Here is a 15,119-nt window from a genome sequence, read left to right as displayed (position 1 = left end):
GACAGACATGACCTTCACCCGCCGCCACATGCTGCAGTCCACCGGCGCTTCGGCGCTGCTCGCCAGCCTCGGCCAGCAGGCCTTCGCGCAGGCTGCCGCGCTCGAGAACGCGACCATCGTCACCGGCTTCGCGGCCGGCGGCACCTCGGACACCACCTGCCGGCGCCTTGCGCTGAAGCTGAGCCCCGACTACGCCAAGACTGCCGTGGTCGAGAACCGCACCGGCGCGGGCGGCCAGATTGCCGTGAGCTACGTGAAGGGCCGCCCGGCCGACGGCACCACCATCCTGCAGACGCCCACGTCGATCCTCACGATCTACCCGCACATCTACAAGAAGCTGCCGTACGACCCGATGGTCGACCTCACGCCCGTGAGCCTGGCCTGCATCTTCGACTTCGGCTTCGCCGTGGGCCCGGCCGTGCCGGCCACCGTCAAGACGGTGCCCGAGTTCCTCACCTGGGCCAAGGCCAACCCGGCCGGCGCCAACTACGGCTCGCCGGCCGCGGGCTCCACGCCGCACTTCATCGGCGCGCTGCTGGGCAAGCAAGGCGGCGTCGAACTCAAACATGCGGCCTACCGCGGCACGCAGCCGGCCATGCTCGACCTGCTGGGCGGCAACATCTCGGCGGTGTCGGGCCCCATCGGCGACATCACGCAGCATCTGCAGTCGGGCAAGGTGCGCATCCTGGGCGTGTCGGGTGCCAAGCGCAGCCGCTTCGCGCCCGATGTGCCGACCTTCGGCGAGCAGGGCATCAAGAACATGGCGCACAGCGAATGGTTCGCCTTCTTCCTGCCGGCCAAGGCCTCGCCCGAACTCGTGGCCAAGCTGAACACGGCGATGAAGAACGCGCTGGCGCAGAAGGACGTGATCGACGGCCTCGGCACCTTCGGCCTGGAAGCCATGTCTTCCACGCCCGCCGAGCTGGGCGATCTGTTGAAGAAGGACACCGCCAAGTGGGCGCCGATCGTCAAGGAAGTCGGCTTCACCGCGGAAGGCTAATCACATGAAGGAACTGCCATGAACACACTCGCCACCACTGCGCCGTCGGCGCTGGTCCATCCCTCGATCCATCCCGACGAGCGCGCCGCGCGCGAAGAGCTCGCGGCCTGTTATCGCGTGTTCGCGATGCTGGGCTGGGTCGAGATGATCTACAACCACATCACGGTGCGGCTGCCCGACAGCGTGACGGGTGGCGAGAAGCAGTTCCTCATCAACCCCTTCGGCCTGCACTACAGCGAGGTGACGGCCAGCAACCTGGTGAAGATCGACCTGCAGGGCAAGGTGCTCGACGGTTCGACGCACCTGGTGAACCCGGCCGGCTTCGTAGTGCATGCGGCCATCCACGACGGCCTGCCAGGCGCGCACTGCGTGATGCACACGCACACCACGGCCGGCGTGGCCGTGGCCTGCCTGCAGGGCGGCCTGCAGCAGACCAATTTCTATACCGCCCAGCTGCACGGCATGGTGGCGTACCACGACTTCGAGGGCATCACGATCCATGCCGACGAAGGCCCGCGCCTGCTCAAGAGCATCGGTGACCGCAACGCGGTGATCCTGCGCAACCACGGCCTGCTGGCCTGGGGCCAGACGCTGCCGCAGACCTTCGCGATCCTGTGGACGCTGCAGCGCGCGTGCGAGATCCAGATGGCGACCTTCTCGATGGGCGCGGCCATTCCAGTGAGCGAAGAGATCGCGCAGCGCTGCACGCGCGACGCGCTGCAGTTCAGCCCCGCGCATGGCGCCGGGCAGGACGTGTTCAATGCGCTGGTGCGGCAGGTGGACCGCATCGACCCGAGCTACCGCAACTGAGGCACCTGTTCCCATGAAGATTTGCATTTACGGCGCCGGCGCGATCGGCGGATGGATCGGCGTCGGCCTTGCACAGGCAGGCGAGCGCCTCAACGTGGTGGCGCGTGGTGCCACGCTCGACGCGCTGCAGAAGGACGGCCTCTCGCTGATGCGGGGCGACGTGCGCACGCGCGTGCCGGTGAACGCGGTGGCCGACCCCGAGGCGCTTGGCGTTCAAGACCTGGTGGTGATCGCCGTGAAGGCGCCCGCACTGGCCGGCGTGGCCGAACGCATCGGGCCGCTGATCGGGCCCGACACGATCGTGCTGGTCGCGATGAACGGCGTGCCGTGGTGGTTCCTCGAAGGCGGCTTCGGCGGCGAGATCACGGGGCGCCGGCTCGCGGCCGTCGACCCCGAAGGCGCTATTGCCAAGGCCATTCCGTCGCGCAACGTGATCGGCTGCGTGGTGCACGCCAGCTGCTCGCTCGACGGACCGGGCGTGGTGCGGCACCACTTCGGCAACGGGCTGATCGTGGGTGAGCCTTCGGGCGAGGCCACGCCGCGCGTGCAGAAGCTGGTCGAGCTGCTGAAAAGCACGGGCATCGACACCACGCTGTCGCCGCAGATCCAGAAGGACGTGTGGTTCAAGCTGTGGGGCAACATGACGGTGAACCCGATCAGCGCGCTCACGGGCGCCACCACCGACCTGATCATGGGCGACGACTACGTGCGCGGCTTCATCTCGGCGGTGATGCTCGAGGCCAAGGAGATCGGCCGGCGCATCGGCATCGAGATCACGCAAAGCCCCGAAGACCGGCACGCGGTGACGATGAAGCTCGGCGCGTTCAAGACCTCGATGCTGCAGGACGTGGAAGCGGGCCGCTCGGTCGAGCTCGATGCGCTCGTCACCGTGGTGCGCGAGCTGGGCGAGCTGACGGGCGTGGCCACGCCGTTCACGGATGCGCTGCTGGGGCTGGCGCGGCTGCGGATGCGGCAGCTCGGGTTGTACTGAGCAGCCTGCCGCTGACTTACCAGCGCTTTTCAGGCGCGGCAGCGATGAACTTGGTGCAGGCCTCCACGGCCTTCGCGCGCTCGTCGCGCAGCAGTTGCCAGTTGTCGGCCTGCCACCGGGCCCATGCGACCGGCTCCGACTGGTAGCGGCATTCGATCGGCGGGCGCATGAAGCCGGGGCGCCCCAGGTCGGCGCCGAACTTGAGGCGGAACAGCTCGTCGGACCCCAGCAGGTTTTCGTAGACGAGATGCCACGGCCCGGGGAGCAGCAGGGTGTCGGCTTCCTTCGGAATCTGGCGCGCGGCCTCGATTTCCTCGGGCGTGGAACCGTCGGTCAGGGCGGTGGCCAGCGCAGCCTCGGCGCGCTTGCGGTAGATGTCGGTGGCGACCTTGCTCAAGGCGTCGTTGAGTTCGCTCATGGCGGGGTTGACGCCGAGCGGGTCGTCCTTGAGTTCTTCGAGCGTGGTGCCGCCCAGGTCGTCTTTCGAGAAGCCTTGCGCACCCACGCCGCCGGCCAGCACCGCGAACGCGACGTTCAGCGCCACCTGTCCGGCGACGTTGTTGATCGTGTTCTCGCGGCGCACCACGCGCAGGTGCTCGATGCCGGGCTTGTAGGTGCCGCGGTTGAAGCGCAGACGGGTTTGCTGGGTTGCATCGATCGCGGCAGGGGCAGGCGCCGATGCAGTGGCTGCGGGCGGGTCTGCGGCCGGTGACGGCGCTTCGGTCTGGGCTTGCGCCGAGAAGCCGGCGATGGCCAGTGCCAGGCCGAGGGCATGCCGTGCGGCACGCGACGGCGTTCGTTTCTTCGTCGAATGGGTCATGTGAACTGTTTTCCTCCGGGGCGGATTGTCTCCGGCGGCAGTTCGGTTCATTCGAAGATGTTCAGGGCATGTGCACGCTCTGCGGTTGCGGCCGATCAACGAGTGCTCTGAAGAACGATCACGCTGATGGGGTGCCTTGCGCAGCGAAATCAAGGAGGAGCCCGAAGGGCGGGGAACATTCGCGGAGCAAGGCTCCCCGTCGGCGGGATCGCCGCCCTGAACGATCCCCGACAGCTCAAGCCTTCAGTTCAACCCGCGAGCCCGACGTACACGTTCTGCACGTCGTCGTTCGCATCGATGGCGGCAAGAAACGCTTCGACTTCTTCCAGGTCCGCAGCGCTCAGGCTCGCCGGATCGACCGGGTTCTTGGGCCGGTAGCCGAGCTTGGCCGACAGCACGGTGAAGCCCTGGGCCGGCAGTGCGCGGCTCACGAGGTCGAGGTCGGCGGCTTCGGTCAGGAACAGGGTGGTGCCGTCGTCGGCGCCCGGCTCGAAGTCTTGCGCGCCGGCTTCGATGGCGGCCACCTCGGCGTCGGCCTCTTTGCTGGCGGGCTCGGCTTCGATCATGCCGAGGTGGTCGAAATCCCACGAGACGGAGCCGGAGGTGCCGAGCTGGCCCTTGCGGAACAGCACGCGCATTTCAGGCGCGGTGCGGTTCACGTTGTCGGTCAGGCACTCGACCATCACGGCCACGCGGTGCGGGGCGTAGCCCTCGTACATGACGTGGTCGAAGTGCACTGCCTCGCCCGTGAGGCCGGCGCCCTTCTTGATGGCGCGGTCGAGCGTGTCCTTCGGCATCGAGACCTTGCGGGCCTGTTCGACGACCAGCCGCAGCCGCGCGTTCGAGCCCGGATCGGCGCCGTTGCGCGCGGCCATCATGATTTCCTTGGCCAGCTTGCCGAACAAACGGCCCCTGGCGTTCGCGGCCACGTCCTTGTGCTTGGCTTTCCATTGCGCGCCCATGTCTGAATTCCTTGGTGTTGTGGGGGGCGGCGAAACGCCGCAGCCCCCGAGGATGCCACGAGCCGGAGGCCTCGCACAGCGGGGGCCCCTTCCGCCGTCAGGGGCGCCCCTTCTGCTCGCCCTCCTCTGGCGCCAGGCTCACCCACAGGGCGGCGCCCACGATCAGCAGGCCGCCGGCCCAGCCCCAGGCGCCGATGCGCTCGCCCAGCCCGAGGGCCGCGATGGCCGCGCCGAACACCGGCTCGCTGCCCATGAGCAGCGACACACGGCTCGGGCTGCTGCGCGAGGCCGCATGGTTCTGCGCGAAGAAAGCGAACACGGTGCACAGCAGCACGAGGTAGGCCATGCCCCACCAGAAGCCGGCCGTGGCGGGCGGCAGGTGCCAGGTGCCGCCGCCCGACACGGCCAGCAAGGAGAGCGCCGCCGCGCCCAGCGCCATCACGCCGGACTGCACGGCCGTCAGCGTGAGCGCCGGCAGGTTGTGGCGGCCCGCCAGCCGGCGGGTGAGGCACACCATGACGGCGCGCAGGAAGGCGGCGGCAAGCATGAGCGCGTCGCCCCACCCCATCGACAGGCTGGCGAGCGAGGGCGCCGACAGCAGGGCCGCGCCCACGGCCGAGAGCCCGGCCGCCCAGAACACGCGCCGCGCCGGCCGCCGGCCCAGCAGCCACCATTCGACGAACGGCGTGATCGCCACGCACAAGCTGATGAGAAAGGCGGCGTTGCTCGCCAAGGTCAGCGAGACGCCGAAGGTCTCGCACAGGAAGATGGCGAGCAGGTTGGCACCCAGCAGGCCGCCCACGGCAAGCCCCTGGCGCCACTGCGGGTCACGCCACAGCGGTCGCAGCGCGGGCAGCAGCACGAGAAAGGTGAGGCCAAAGCGCAGCGCGACGAACTCGAGCACGGGCAGCTGCTGCGTCGCCTGCTTGGCCACCGCGTAGCTGCCGCCCCAGACCGCCGCCACGAGCAGCAGCATGAGTTCGGCGGGGCCGAAGCCGGCCGTCCACGACCTGCGCCCCACCGGGACCGCACCTTGCAACGCCTTTGAATCCATACTGTCTGCCCGCGGCCCGGGGCGCCTGAAAGAAGAAGAGAAGGCGCATTGTTCCGGGCGGCACCAGGGCCGCACAGCCGTCGGCCGGAACAGGACTGTTGCGTGGTCGGAACGAATTCATTTCTCAAGGTGCTGTCCGAGATGGTGACCTTTGTGCGGGTCGCCGAGCTCGGCAGCTTCTCGGCCGCCGCCGACCTGCTGGGCATCACGCCCTCGGCCGCGAGCCGGCAGGTGAAGCGGCTCGAACAGGAGATCGGCGTGCAGTTGCTGCAGCGCACCACGCGCCAGCTGCGGCTCACCGAGCCCGGCGCCGAGGCTTTTGCGCGCTGCCGCGAGCTGGTGACGGCGGCGCAGGGTGCGATGGACATCGGCGCGCAGTTCGCGCGCACGCCGGCCGGCCGGGTGCGCCTGAGCGCGCCGAAGGCCTTTGCACGGCGCGTGCTGCATCCGCACCTGCTCGACTTCCTGCGCGCTTATCCAGAAGTGGACGTGCAGCTGATCGTGGCCGACCGCGACATCGACCCGATCCGCGAAGGCGTCGACCTCGTGGTGCGGCTGACCACGGCGCCGCCCGAGGGGCTGGTGGCGCGGCGGCTGATGGCGGTCGAACACCTCCTGTGCGCCACGCCGGCCTACCTGGCGCGCCACGCCGCCATCACGCACCCGCACGACCTGCGTGCGCACAGCTGCCTGTCGCTGGGCGAGCACGCGCGCGACCACCACTGGCGCTTTCGAAAAGAAGGTGAAGACGAGGTCGAGGTGGTGGTGGACGGCCGCTACGTCTGCAACCACAGCGAGATGCGGCTCGACGGCGCGCTCGCGGACCTGGGCGTGGCCTGCGTGCCGGCCTTCACGGCGCGCGAGGCGCTGGACGACGGCCGCGTGGTGCGCGTGCTGCCCGACTGGACGCTGCAGGGCACCTACCAGGGGCACGCGTGGCTGATGTACCCGCCGAGCCGCTACCTGCCGCCCAAGTGCCGGGTGCTCGTGGAGCACCTGCTCGGCGCGCTGGCCGGCAGCGGCTATTCGTCAGCCGGTGCGAAGGGCACCCGCGGCGCGACCGCGCACATGAGTTCGTAGCCGACGGTACCGGCGGCCTGCGCCACCTCATCGATCGGCAGCACCGCGCCGGTCAGGGCCGAGCGGCCCCACAGCGTGACCTCGGCGCCGAACTGCGCGTCGGGCACGGGCGTGAGGTCGACGGTGATCATGTCCATGCTCACGCGGCCCACCATGCGGGTGCGCACGCCGTTCACGAGCACCGGGGTGCCGGTGTCGCAGTGGCGCGGGTAGCCATCGGCATAGCCGACCGCCGCGATGCCGATGGTGAGCGGGCCTTCGGCCGCAAAGCGCGAGCCGTAGCCGATGGTGTCACCGGCCTTCAGTGTCTGCACCGAGATGAGCCGGGTCGACAGCGTCATGGTCGGCTGCAGCTCCCAGTGCGCCGCGTCGTGCTCGGGGAAGTCGGGGGCGCTGCCGTACAGCACGATGCCGGGGCGCACCCAGTCGCCGCGCGTGCGCGGCGCGTGGCGCAGCGTGGCCGCGCTGTTGGCAATGGAGCGCTCGCCGGGCAGGTCGCGCGTGGCGCGCTCGAACACCTCGAGCTGGTGCTCGATGCCGCGCGGGCCGTCGGCGTCGCTGAAGTGCGTCATGAGCGAGATCTCGTCGACCTGCGGGAGCGCATTGAGGCGCGTCCAGGCCGAGCCGAAGCGCTCGGGCGAAAAGCCCAGGCGGTTCATGCCGGAGTTCATCTTCAGGAACACGCGCTGCGGCTTCAGGGTCTTGTGGGCCGCGAGCATGTCGATTTGCTCGTCGCAGTGCACCGAATGCCAGAGGTCGAGCCGCGAGCACAGCTCCAGGTCGCGCGCGTCGAACACGCCTTCGAGCAGCAGCACCGGGCCGCGCCAGCCCAGCGCGCGCACGCGTTCGGCCTCGGCCAGATCGAGCAGCGCAAAGCCGTCGGCGCCGCGCAGGCCCTCGAAGACACGTTCGATGCCATGCCCGTAGGCGTTGGCCTTGACCACGGCCCAGACACGGGCGTCGACGGCCGAGCGGCGGGCGCGCTCGAGGTTGTGGCGCAGGGCGGCGGTGTGGACGGTGGCGAGAATGGGGCGCGGCATGGCGGTGTTCGGGTGGTTTCAGACCACGTTTTAGCATCTTCGGGAATGGGGTCGAATCCCGTGGGGATGCCTGAATTCGCGTCGTACCCCCATGCTATAACCGCCCATTCGCGCCTGACGCGACACTTTTTCACTACCGCCAGCAGACCCTCTGGCCAGCCAGCCCATCGATGAAGCGCGGTTTTTACACGATCATGTCGGCCCAGTTCTTTTCGTCGCTGGCCGACCAAGCGCTTTTCGTCGTTGCCGTCGATCTCATGCGAAGTTCCGGCGCCCCCGAATGGCAGCGGGCCGCCCTGGTGCCGATCTTCGCGGTCTTCTATGTGGTGCTGGCCCCGCTGGTGGGCGCCTTTGCCGACGCATTGCCCAAGGGCAAGGTGATGTTCATCAGCAACGCGATCAAGGTGATCGGCTGCCTGATGATGCTGTTCGGTTCGCACCCGCTGCTGTCGTATTCCATCGTCGGCCTGGGGGCCGCGGCCTACTCGCCGGCCAAGTACGGCATCCTGACCGAGCTGCTGCCGTCGTCGCAGCTGGTCAAGGCCAACGGCTGGATCGAAGGGCTGACCATCGCCTCGATCCTGCTGGGCATCGTGCTCGGCGGCATGCTGGTGGGCCATGCGGTGTCGAGCCACCTGCTGATGATCGACCTGCCGCTCATCGACACCGGCATCGACTCGCCGGCCGAGGCCGCCATTGCGGTGCTGATCTTTGTCTACGTGCTCGCGGCCTGGTTCAACACCCGCATCCCGCACACCGGCGTCGAGATGCGCCCGCTGCGCTCCGACCCCGCGCAGAGCATGGCGCGCAACCTGGCCGGCCTGCTGCCCGACTTCTGGCATTGCAACGCCCGCCTGTGGCGCGACCGGCTGGGCCAGATCTCGCTGGCGACCACCACGCTCTTCTGGGGCGCGGGCGGCAACCTCAAGTACATCGTGCTGGCCTGGGCCGCCGTGGCGCTCGAATACAACACCACCCAGGCCTCGGCGCTGACCGGCGTGGTCACCATCGGCACCGCAGTGGGCGCCATCGTGGCCTCGATGTACATGCGGCTGGACATGGCCACGCGCGTGATCCCCATGGGCATCGCGATGGGCGTGATGGTGATCGGCATGAACTTCATCGGCAACGTCTGGCTGGCGGTGCCGTTCCTGATCATCCTGGGCGCCCTGGGCGGCTTCCTGGTGGTGCCGATGAACGCGCTGCTGCAGCACCGCGGCCACAACCTGATGGGCGCGGGCCGCTCCATTGCCGTGCAGAACTTCAACGAGCAGGCCTGCATTCTTCTGCTGGGCGGCTTCTACAGCGTGTGCACGGGCCTGGGCCTGTCGGCTTACGGCGCGATCAGCGCCTTCGGCCTCGTGGTGGCGGGCTGCATGTGGCTCATCAAGCGCTGGCACGAGAACAACCTCAAGAAGTACCCTGAAGAGGTCGAGCACCTGCTGGCCATCGCCCGCAGCGACAAGCACCACTGACCTTGCGCGACCGCGTTGGTGAATGGCCGGCGCGCCGAGCGCCCCCACTCCAACGCCCCATGCCCGCACTCGCCTTGATGTTCAACGCCTTCGTGTGGGGCGTGTCCTGGATTCCCTTCCGCCAGATCGCCAGCCATGGGCTGCATCCGCTGTGGACCACCTGCCTGATCTACCTCGTCATCGCCACGGCGATGGGCCTCGTGCGCCGGCACGCCTGGAAGGCCTTCGCTTCTTTCCCGATGCTGGTGGCGCTGGGCTTGGCGGCCGGCTTCACCAACGTGGGCTTCAACTGGGCCGTGACGCAGGGCGACGTGGTGCGCGTGGTGCTGCTGTTCTACCTGATGCCGCTGTGGAGCGTGCTGCTGGCCTGGCTGCTGCTGGGCGAGCGGCCGACGGGCGGCGCGCTGGCGCGGGTGGCGCTGGCGCTCACCGGCGTGGTGGTGGTGCTGAAGGCACCGGGCACCGACTGGCCCGTGCCCTCGAGCCTGCCCGACTGGCTGGGCGTGGCGGCGGGCTTCGGCTTTGCCGTGACCAACATCGTGCTGCGCCACCTGCGGCATGCACCGGGCGAGTCGCGCGCGCTGGCGATGTTCTGGGGCTGCACTCTGGTGGCGGGCGTCGGCGCAGTGGGCGGCACCGTGTTCGGCGGCATCCAGTCGCCGCTGCTCGCCACGCCGGGCTGGCTGGGCTGGGCCGCGCTGCTGGGCACGGGGTTCATCGTCGCCAACGTGTGCCTGCAGTACGGCGCGCCGAAGCTGGCGGCCAGCGCGACCTCGGTGATCATGCTGTCGGAAGTGCTGTTCGCGAGCGTCTCGTCGGTGGCGCTGGGCGCGTCCACCATGAACTCGCGCATCCTGATCGGCGGCGCGCTGATCGTGCTGGGCGCGGTGTGGTCGGCGTTTGCGCGAACCCCGCCCGCGCGCGATGATGGCGTTTCCGCGTCCACCTGAGGAACTCCCCCATGACCAGCGTCTACGACTTCGAGGCCACCCGCATCGACGGCAAGCCGGTGAAGCTCTCGACCTTCCGCGGCAAGGTGCTGCTGATCGTCAACACGGCGAGCAAGTGCGGGTTCACGCCGCAATTCGAAGGACTGGAAGCGCTGCACGAAAAGTACGCCGGCCAGGGCCTCACGGTGCTGGGTTTTCCGTCGAACCAGTTCGGCGGCCAGGACCCGGGCAGCAACGAGGAAATCGGCGCCTTCTGCATGACCAACTACGGCGTGAGCTTCCCGATGATGGAGAAAATCGACGTCAACGGCAGCAATGCCGTGCCGCTGTACCAGTGGCTCACCAAGGAAAAGCCGGGCCTGCTGGGCAGCACGGCGATCAAGTGGAACTTCACCAAGTTCCTGGTCGGGCGCGACGGTGCGGTGCTCAAGCGCTACGCGCCGCTGGACACGCCGGCCTCGCTCACGCGCGACATCGAGGCGGCGCTCGCCGCCGGCTGATCAGAAGCGAAAGTCCGCCGTCTTCGGCGCACCGCCGACCGTCACGGTCTGGCTCTTGGTTTCGCCGGTCGTCGTGCTCACGTCGATCACATAGCGCCCCGCCGGCACGTCGATGAGGCACACCGGCCCGGTGGCGGTGAAGGCCATCGCGGCCGACGAGTTCGCGTCGCCGCCCTTGATCGCGACATTCAGGTTGGCCAGGTAGGCACCGTCGGCCCGCGCGAACAGCAGCGCCAGCGGATGGCTCTTCATGGCGGCGCGCATGGCGGTCGACTCGTCGGAGCCGATGCCGCCGCACACATAGCGCGTGGTGCCGATGCCCTGCCAGGGCGGCAGGGCCGACGGCGGCTGCTGCGCCTGCGCGGCGACGGTGCCTGCGATGCAGACAGCGGCCAGCAACGCACGGCGCAGCGAAAAAGCAGAATCGAAGGACATGGCACGAACTCCTTGCAGCGTCTTCGGTTCGCCATGATGCGCCCCGAGTGCCGTTCGCGCGCGTCGGACGACAACGTAGGGTGCCGTCCGCGCAGGCCCTACCCTGCCGGCGGCTGCAGCGCCGCGTCGAGCAGCTCGACCCAGTGCCGCACCGGCGTGTCGCCGCTGCCGCTTTGCAGGTGCGTGATGCAGCCGATGTTGGCCGAGGCGATGGTCGTGGGCTGCAGCTGCTTCAGGTGGCTGAGCTTGCGGTCGCGCAGCGGATAGGCCAGCTCAGGCTGCAGCACCGAGTAGGTCCCGGCCGAGCCGCAGCACAGGTGCGATTCGTTCATCGCCACGCGCACGTCGAAGCCCAGCGCGCGCAGGTGCGTCTCGACGCCGCCGCGCAGCTTCTGGCCGTGCTGCAGCGTGCACGGCGGGTGGTAGGCGACCACGCCGTCGGGCGCGCGCACGCGGCCCTGCAGCGCGGGCAAGAGGTCGGGCAGCAGCTCGCTCAGGTCGCGCGTGAGCGCGCTGATGCGCGCGGCCTTCGCGGCATAGGCTGCGTCGTGCTGCAGCAGGTGGCCGTACTCGCGCACGGTGACGCCGCAGCCCGAGGCGTTCATCACGATCGCCTCGACCTCGTTACGCTCGACAAAAGGCCACCACGCATCGATGTTGGCGCGCATCTGCGCCTTGCCGCCTTCCTGGTCGTTGAGGTGGAACTTCACGGCGCCGCAGCAGCCCGCCTTGGGCGCGACCACGGCCTGGATGCCGGCCGCGTCGAGCACGCGCGCGGTGGCGCTGTTGATGTTCGGCGCCATCGACGGCTGCACGCAGCCCGCGAGCATCAGCACCTTGCGCGCATGCGTGGCGGTGGGCCAGCGGCCGGCGTCCTGCTTGGCGGGCACCTTGGCTTTCAGGGCCTCGGGCAGCAGCCCGCGCACCGACTGGCCCAGCTTCATCGCGGGGCCGAACAGCGGCGACGGCAGCGCTTCCTTGAGCAGCCAGCGCGTAGCCGACTCCATGGCAGGGCGCGGCACTTTCTCGTCGACGATCTTGCGGCCGATGTCGACCAGGTTCCCGTACTGCACGCCGCTCGGGCAGGTGCTCTCGCAGTTGCGGCAGGTAAGGCAACGATCGAGGTGCAGCTGCGTGCTGCGCGTGGGCGCATGGCCTTCGAGCACCTGCTTGATGAGGTAGATGCGCCCGCGCGGCCCGTCGAGCTCGTCGCCGAGCAGCTGGTAGGTCGGGCAGGTGGCGGTGCAGAAGCCGCAGTGCACGCACTTGCGCAGGATGGCTTCGGCTTCGCGGCCCGCGTCGGTGTCGCGGAATTCGGGGGCTAGTTCGGTTTGCATCGCGGGTGGTGTCGTTTCTTTTTTTAGTGGTCGCCTGCGAAGAGCCGTCCGCGGTCGAAGACCCCGTGCGGATCGAACTCCTGCATCAGCGCGCGATGGATGCGCGCCACCGGCGCGCTCAATGCGTCGAAGCGCGGCACGCTGCAGTCGGCCGCTTGCGCTGCGGGCACACGGAACAGCGTGGCATGGCCGCCCACTGCCTGCGCGGCCTCGCGCAGACGCGCAGCCTGTGCGGGCGGCGCAAGGTACCAGCGCTGCCCGCCGTGCCACTCGACCAGCGGTGCGGCGCAGCCCTCGATGGCGATCACCGGCGCGGTCTGCGGCACCGACAGGCGCCACAGCGCCAGCGAACCGGCCTCATCGAGTGCGAACCACGGCATGCGCTGGTCGCGCAGCGCGGCCCAGCCTGCTGCCGCGCGCGCCGGGTCCTGGCGTTCGCCGCCGAGTTGCGTGCAGGCCGCTTCGACGGCCGCCACGGCACCGCGCAGCCGCAGGCGCAGCACGCCCGCGCCGGGCGCGTGTTCGAACCAGCTGCTCGCGTTCAGCGGCAGCGGGCGTCCGCCCCACTCGTTGAGCAGGCGCAGCGCATCGGCCTGCGTGCAGGCGAACGCGAGCGTGGCCTCGGCGGGCGCGACGGGCAGCACCTTGAGGCTCACTTCGGCGATCACGCCCAGCGTGCCGAGCGAACCCGCCAGCACGCGCGAGACGTCGTAGCCGGCGACGTTCTTCATCACCTGGCCGCCGAAGCTCAGCACCTCGGCGCGGCCGTTGACGAGCGTGGTGCCGAGCACGTAGTCGCGCACCGCGCCCACGCTGGCGCGCGCCGGGCCGCTGAGGCCCGCGGCGACCATGCCGCCGACGGTGCCGCCGTCTGCAAAGCACGGCGGCTCGAAGGGCAGGCACTGGCCTTGTTCGGCGAGCGCGGCCTCGAGCTCGGCCAGCGGCGTGCCGGCACGCACAGTGACGACCAGCTCGCTGGGCTCGTAGCTGGTGATGCCAGCGAGCGCGCGCAGGTCGAGCAGTTCGCCGTGCGGCGGCTGGCCGTAGAAATCCTTGGTGCCGCCGCCGCGCAGGCGCAGCGACGTGGCATCGGCCGCGGCGGCGCGCACGCGCTCGACGACCTGCTGGAGGGCGGTGTCCATGTTCGTCATCAGGTTCTCAGAATCTCGGCAGGTCGGCGTGCTTCAGCCGGCCGCCGCGCACCACCTCTTTGCCGTACTCGGCGCAGCGCTGCAGCGTGGGAATCACCTTGCCGGGGTTGAGCAGCCCGGCGGGGTCGAAGGCGCGCTTGATGCCGAACATCTGTTCGTTCTCGGCCGCGGTGAACTGCACGCACATGCTGTTGAGTTTTTCCACGCCCACGCCGTGCTCGCCCGACACGGTGCCGCCCATGGCGACGCTGGTCTCGAGGATGTCGGCGCCGAACAGCTCGCAGCGGTGCAGCTCGTCGGGGTCGTTGGCATCGAACAGCACCAGCGGGTGCAGGTTGCCGTCGCCCGCGTGGAACACGTTGCAGCAGCGCAGGTTGTATTTCTTCTCCATCTCCTGGATCGCCAGCAGGATGTCGGCGAGCCGCTTGCGCGGGATGGTCGAGTCCAGGCACATGTAGTCGGGGCTGATGCGGCCCGACGCCGGAAAGGCGTTCTTTCGGCCGCTCCAGAATTTCATGCGCTCGTCTTCGCTGGTGCTCACGGCGATGGCGGTGGCGCCGCAGCCGCGCAGCACGTCGGTCATGCGGCCGATTTCTTCTTCGACCTCTTCCGGCGTGCCGTCGGATTCGCACAGCAGGATGGCGGCAGCGTCGAGGTCGTAGCCCGCATGCACGAAGTCTTCGACGGCGGCGGTCATGGGCTTGTCCATCATCTCCAGGCCGGCCGGGATGATGCCCGCCGCAATCACCGCCGCGACCGCGTCGCCGGCTTTGCGCACGTCGTCGAAGCTGGCCATGATGCAGCGCGCCAGCTGCGGCTTGGGCACGAGCTTCACCGTGACCTCGGTGGTCACGGCCAGCATGCCTTCGCTGCCGATGGCCAGCGCGAGCAGGTCGAGCCCCGGCGCATCGAGCGCTTCGCCGCCGAACTCGATCGGTTCGCCTTCGGCCGTGAAGCCGCGCACGCGCAGCACGTTGTGCAGCGTGAGGCCGTACTTCAGGCAATGCACGCCGCCCGAGTTCTCGGCCACGTTGCCGCCGATGGTGCAGGCGATCTGGCTCGACGGATCGGGCGCGTAGTACAGGTTGAAGGGCGCGGCAGCCTCGCTGATCGCGAGGTTGCGCACGCCGCACTGCACGACGGCCGTGCGGCTCACGGGGTCGACCTTCAGGATGCGGTTGAACTTGGCCAGCGACAGCGTCACGCCCAGCGCGTGCGGCATGGCGCCGCCCGAGAGCCCGGTGCCGGCGCCGCGCGCCACCACGGGCACGCCGAGCTGGTGACAGGCCTTGAGCACGGCGGCCACCTGTGCCTCGGTCTCGGGCAGGGCCACCACCAGCGGGCGCTGGCGGTAGGCCGTGAGGCCGTCGCATTCGTAGGGCGTGGTGTCTTCGGCGTGCCAGATGAGCGCATGCGCGGGCAGGTGCGCCTGCAGCGCCCGCACCACCTGCGCCTGGCGCTCCGCCTTCGACAGCTGCGTGTGCTGTTCGGTCATGACGGGAGCATTCATGGCG

The 15,119-nt window shown here is 69.4% G+C and carries 15 protein-coding genes; 7 read left to right on the top strand and 8 right to left on the bottom strand.

Annotated elements, in window-relative coordinates; all coding sequences use genetic code 11:
• The first annotated feature begins 7 nt into the window (after positions 1-7).
• From CLU95_RS16320 to CLU95_RS16310, 3 genes are read left to right on the top strand one after another with little or no spacing between them, the layout of a single operon-like run.
• Positions 8-1,000: a Bug family tripartite tricarboxylate transporter substrate binding protein gene (locus tag CLU95_RS16320; protein ID WP_099794583.1), complete on the top strand. Its 993-nt coding sequence runs from the start codon at positions 8-10 to the stop codon at positions 998-1,000.
• 18 nt (positions 1,001-1,018) lie between these two features.
• A complete protein-coding gene (locus CLU95_RS16315) occupies positions 1,019-1,810 on the top strand; it encodes a class II aldolase/adducin family protein (RefSeq protein ID WP_099794582.1) in 792 nt (263 codons plus the stop codon).
• A 13-nt stretch (positions 1,811-1,823) separates the two neighbouring features.
• Positions 1,824-2,801, top strand: coding sequence for a 2-dehydropantoate 2-reductase (locus CLU95_RS16310; RefSeq protein ID WP_099794581.1), 978 nt, complete (start codon positions 1,824-1,826; stop codon positions 2,799-2,801).
• Positions 2,802-2,817: 16 nt separating this feature from the next.
• On the opposite strand, the gene CLU95_RS16305 is transcribed toward CLU95_RS16310, so the two are convergent.
• The 3 genes from CLU95_RS16305 to CLU95_RS16295 all read right to left on the bottom strand — a co-directional run bounded on the left by CLU95_RS16305 (position 2,818) and on the right by CLU95_RS16295 (position 5,637).
• The gene (locus CLU95_RS16305; RefSeq protein WP_099794580.1) at positions 2,818-3,621 is read right to left on the bottom strand and encodes a hypothetical protein; all 804 of its coding nucleotides are present in this window, start codon (positions 3,619-3,621) and stop codon (positions 2,818-2,820) included.
• A gap of 248 nt (positions 3,622-3,869) precedes the next feature.
• Positions 3,870-4,583 (bottom strand): YebC/PmpR family DNA-binding transcriptional regulator, encoded by a 714-nt coding sequence (locus CLU95_RS16300; protein WP_099794579.1) that lies wholly within the window; start codon positions 4,581-4,583, stop codon positions 3,870-3,872.
• Positions 4,584-4,680: 97 nt separating this feature from the next.
• Positions 4,681-5,637, bottom strand: coding sequence for a DMT family transporter (locus tag CLU95_RS16295; RefSeq protein WP_099794578.1), 957 nt, complete (start codon positions 5,635-5,637; stop codon positions 4,681-4,683).
• A 141-nt stretch (positions 5,638-5,778) separates the two neighbouring features.
• Here CLU95_RS16295 and CLU95_RS16290 point away from each other — a divergent pair, with 141 nt between their 5' ends.
• Positions 5,779-6,717, top strand: coding sequence for a LysR family transcriptional regulator (locus CLU95_RS16290; RefSeq protein WP_099797340.1), 939 nt, complete (start codon positions 5,779-5,781; stop codon positions 6,715-6,717).
• On the opposite strand, the gene alr is transcribed toward CLU95_RS16290, so the two are convergent.
• The gene (gene alr / locus CLU95_RS16285) at positions 6,660-7,757 is read right to left on the bottom strand and encodes an alanine racemase (RefSeq protein ID WP_099794577.1); all 1,098 of its coding nucleotides are present in this window, start codon (positions 7,755-7,757) and stop codon (positions 6,660-6,662) included. The two genes, CLU95_RS16290 and alr, sit on opposite strands and share 58 nt — an antisense overlap.
• Before the next feature lie 170 nt (positions 7,758-7,927).
• Here alr and lplT point away from each other — a divergent pair, with 170 nt between their 5' ends.
• From lplT to CLU95_RS16270, 3 genes are read left to right on the top strand one after another with little or no spacing between them, the layout of a single operon-like run.
• Positions 7,928-9,232: a lysophospholipid transporter LplT gene (gene lplT / locus CLU95_RS16280; protein WP_099794576.1), complete on the top strand. Its 1,305-nt coding sequence runs from the start codon at positions 7,928-7,930 to the stop codon at positions 9,230-9,232.
• Between the two features lie 59 nt (positions 9,233-9,291).
• Positions 9,292-10,182, top strand: a complete 891-nt coding sequence (locus tag CLU95_RS16275) for a DMT family transporter (RefSeq protein WP_099794575.1) — start codon at positions 9,292-9,294, stop codon at positions 10,180-10,182.
• Between the two features lie 11 nt (positions 10,183-10,193).
• Positions 10,194-10,682: a glutathione peroxidase gene (locus CLU95_RS16270; protein ID WP_099794574.1), complete on the top strand. Its 489-nt coding sequence runs from the start codon at positions 10,194-10,196 to the stop codon at positions 10,680-10,682.
• Here the strand turns inward: CLU95_RS16270 and CLU95_RS16265 are convergent, their stop codons facing one another.
• From CLU95_RS16265 to CLU95_RS16250, 4 genes are all read right to left on the bottom strand, one after another.
• On the bottom strand, positions 10,683-11,117 hold the full coding sequence (locus CLU95_RS16265) for a hypothetical protein (RefSeq protein ID WP_099794573.1): 435 nt from the start codon (positions 11,115-11,117) through the stop codon (positions 10,683-10,685).
• 98 nt (positions 11,118-11,215) lie between these two features.
• Positions 11,216-12,454, bottom strand: coding sequence for a glycolate oxidase subunit GlcF (gene glcF / locus CLU95_RS16260; protein WP_099794572.1), 1,239 nt, complete (start codon positions 12,452-12,454; stop codon positions 11,216-11,218).
• Between the two features lie 23 nt (positions 12,455-12,477).
• Entirely contained in the window at positions 12,478-13,596 is a 1,119-nt protein-coding gene (glcE, locus tag CLU95_RS16255) for a glycolate oxidase subunit GlcE (RefSeq protein ID WP_099797339.1), read from the bottom strand.
• A 16-nt stretch (positions 13,597-13,612) separates the two neighbouring features.
• The gene (locus CLU95_RS16250) at positions 13,613-15,115 is read right to left on the bottom strand and encodes an FAD-linked oxidase C-terminal domain-containing protein (RefSeq protein ID WP_099794571.1); all 1,503 of its coding nucleotides are present in this window, start codon (positions 15,113-15,115) and stop codon (positions 13,613-13,615) included.
• Positions 15,116-15,119: the final 4 nt, after the last annotated feature.

The organism is Variovorax sp. 54 (genome assembly GCF_002754375.1).
GTDB lineage: Bacteria > Pseudomonadota > Gammaproteobacteria > Burkholderiales > Burkholderiaceae_C > Variovorax.
This window is presented reverse-complemented; position numbering and strand designations above follow the sequence as displayed.

What these genes read in the sequence shown, in the direction of transcription:
- CLU95_RS16320 (WP_099794583.1), top strand. Translation starts at nt 8, where the DNA reads ATGACCTTCACCCGCCGCCACATGCTGCAGTCCACCGGCGCTTCGGCG.
- CLU95_RS16315 (WP_099794582.1), top strand. Translation starts at nt 1,019, where the DNA reads ATGAACACACTCGCCACCACTGCGCCGTCGGCGCTGGTCCATCCCTCG.
- CLU95_RS16310 (WP_099794581.1), top strand. Translation starts at nt 1,824, where the DNA reads ATGAAGATTTGCATTTACGGCGCCGGCGCGATCGGCGGATGGATCGGC.
- CLU95_RS16305 (WP_099794580.1), bottom strand. Translation starts at nt 3,621, where the DNA reads ATGACCCATTCGACGAAGAAACGAACGCCGTCGCGTGCCGCACGGCAT.
- CLU95_RS16300 (WP_099794579.1), bottom strand. Translation starts at nt 4,583, where the DNA reads ATGGGCGCGCAATGGAAAGCCAAGCACAAGGACGTGGCCGCGAACGCC.
- CLU95_RS16295 (WP_099794578.1), bottom strand. Translation starts at nt 5,637, where the DNA reads ATGGATTCAAAGGCGTTGCAAGGTGCGGTCCCGGTGGGGCGCAGGTCG.
- CLU95_RS16290 (WP_099797340.1), top strand. Translation starts at nt 5,779, where the DNA reads ATGGTGACCTTTGTGCGGGTCGCCGAGCTCGGCAGCTTCTCGGCCGCC.
- alr (WP_099794577.1), bottom strand. Translation starts at nt 7,757, where the DNA reads ATGCCGCGCCCCATTCTCGCCACCGTCCACACCGCCGCCCTGCGCCAC.
- lplT (WP_099794576.1), top strand. Translation starts at nt 7,928, where the DNA reads ATGAAGCGCGGTTTTTACACGATCATGTCGGCCCAGTTCTTTTCGTCG.
- CLU95_RS16275 (WP_099794575.1), top strand. Translation starts at nt 9,292, where the DNA reads ATGCCCGCACTCGCCTTGATGTTCAACGCCTTCGTGTGGGGCGTGTCC.
- CLU95_RS16270 (WP_099794574.1), top strand. Translation starts at nt 10,194, where the DNA reads ATGACCAGCGTCTACGACTTCGAGGCCACCCGCATCGACGGCAAGCCG.
- CLU95_RS16265 (WP_099794573.1), bottom strand. Translation starts at nt 11,117, where the DNA reads ATGTCCTTCGATTCTGCTTTTTCGCTGCGCCGTGCGTTGCTGGCCGCT.
- glcF (WP_099794572.1), bottom strand. Translation starts at nt 12,454, where the DNA reads ATGCAAACCGAACTAGCCCCCGAATTCCGCGACACCGACGCGGGCCGC.
- glcE (WP_099797339.1), bottom strand. Translation starts at nt 13,596, where the DNA reads ATGGACACCGCCCTCCAGCAGGTCGTCGAGCGCGTGCGCGCCGCCGCG.
- CLU95_RS16250 (WP_099794571.1), bottom strand. Translation starts at nt 15,115, where the DNA reads ATGAATGCTCCCGTCATGACCGAACAGCACACGCAGCTGTCGAAGGCG.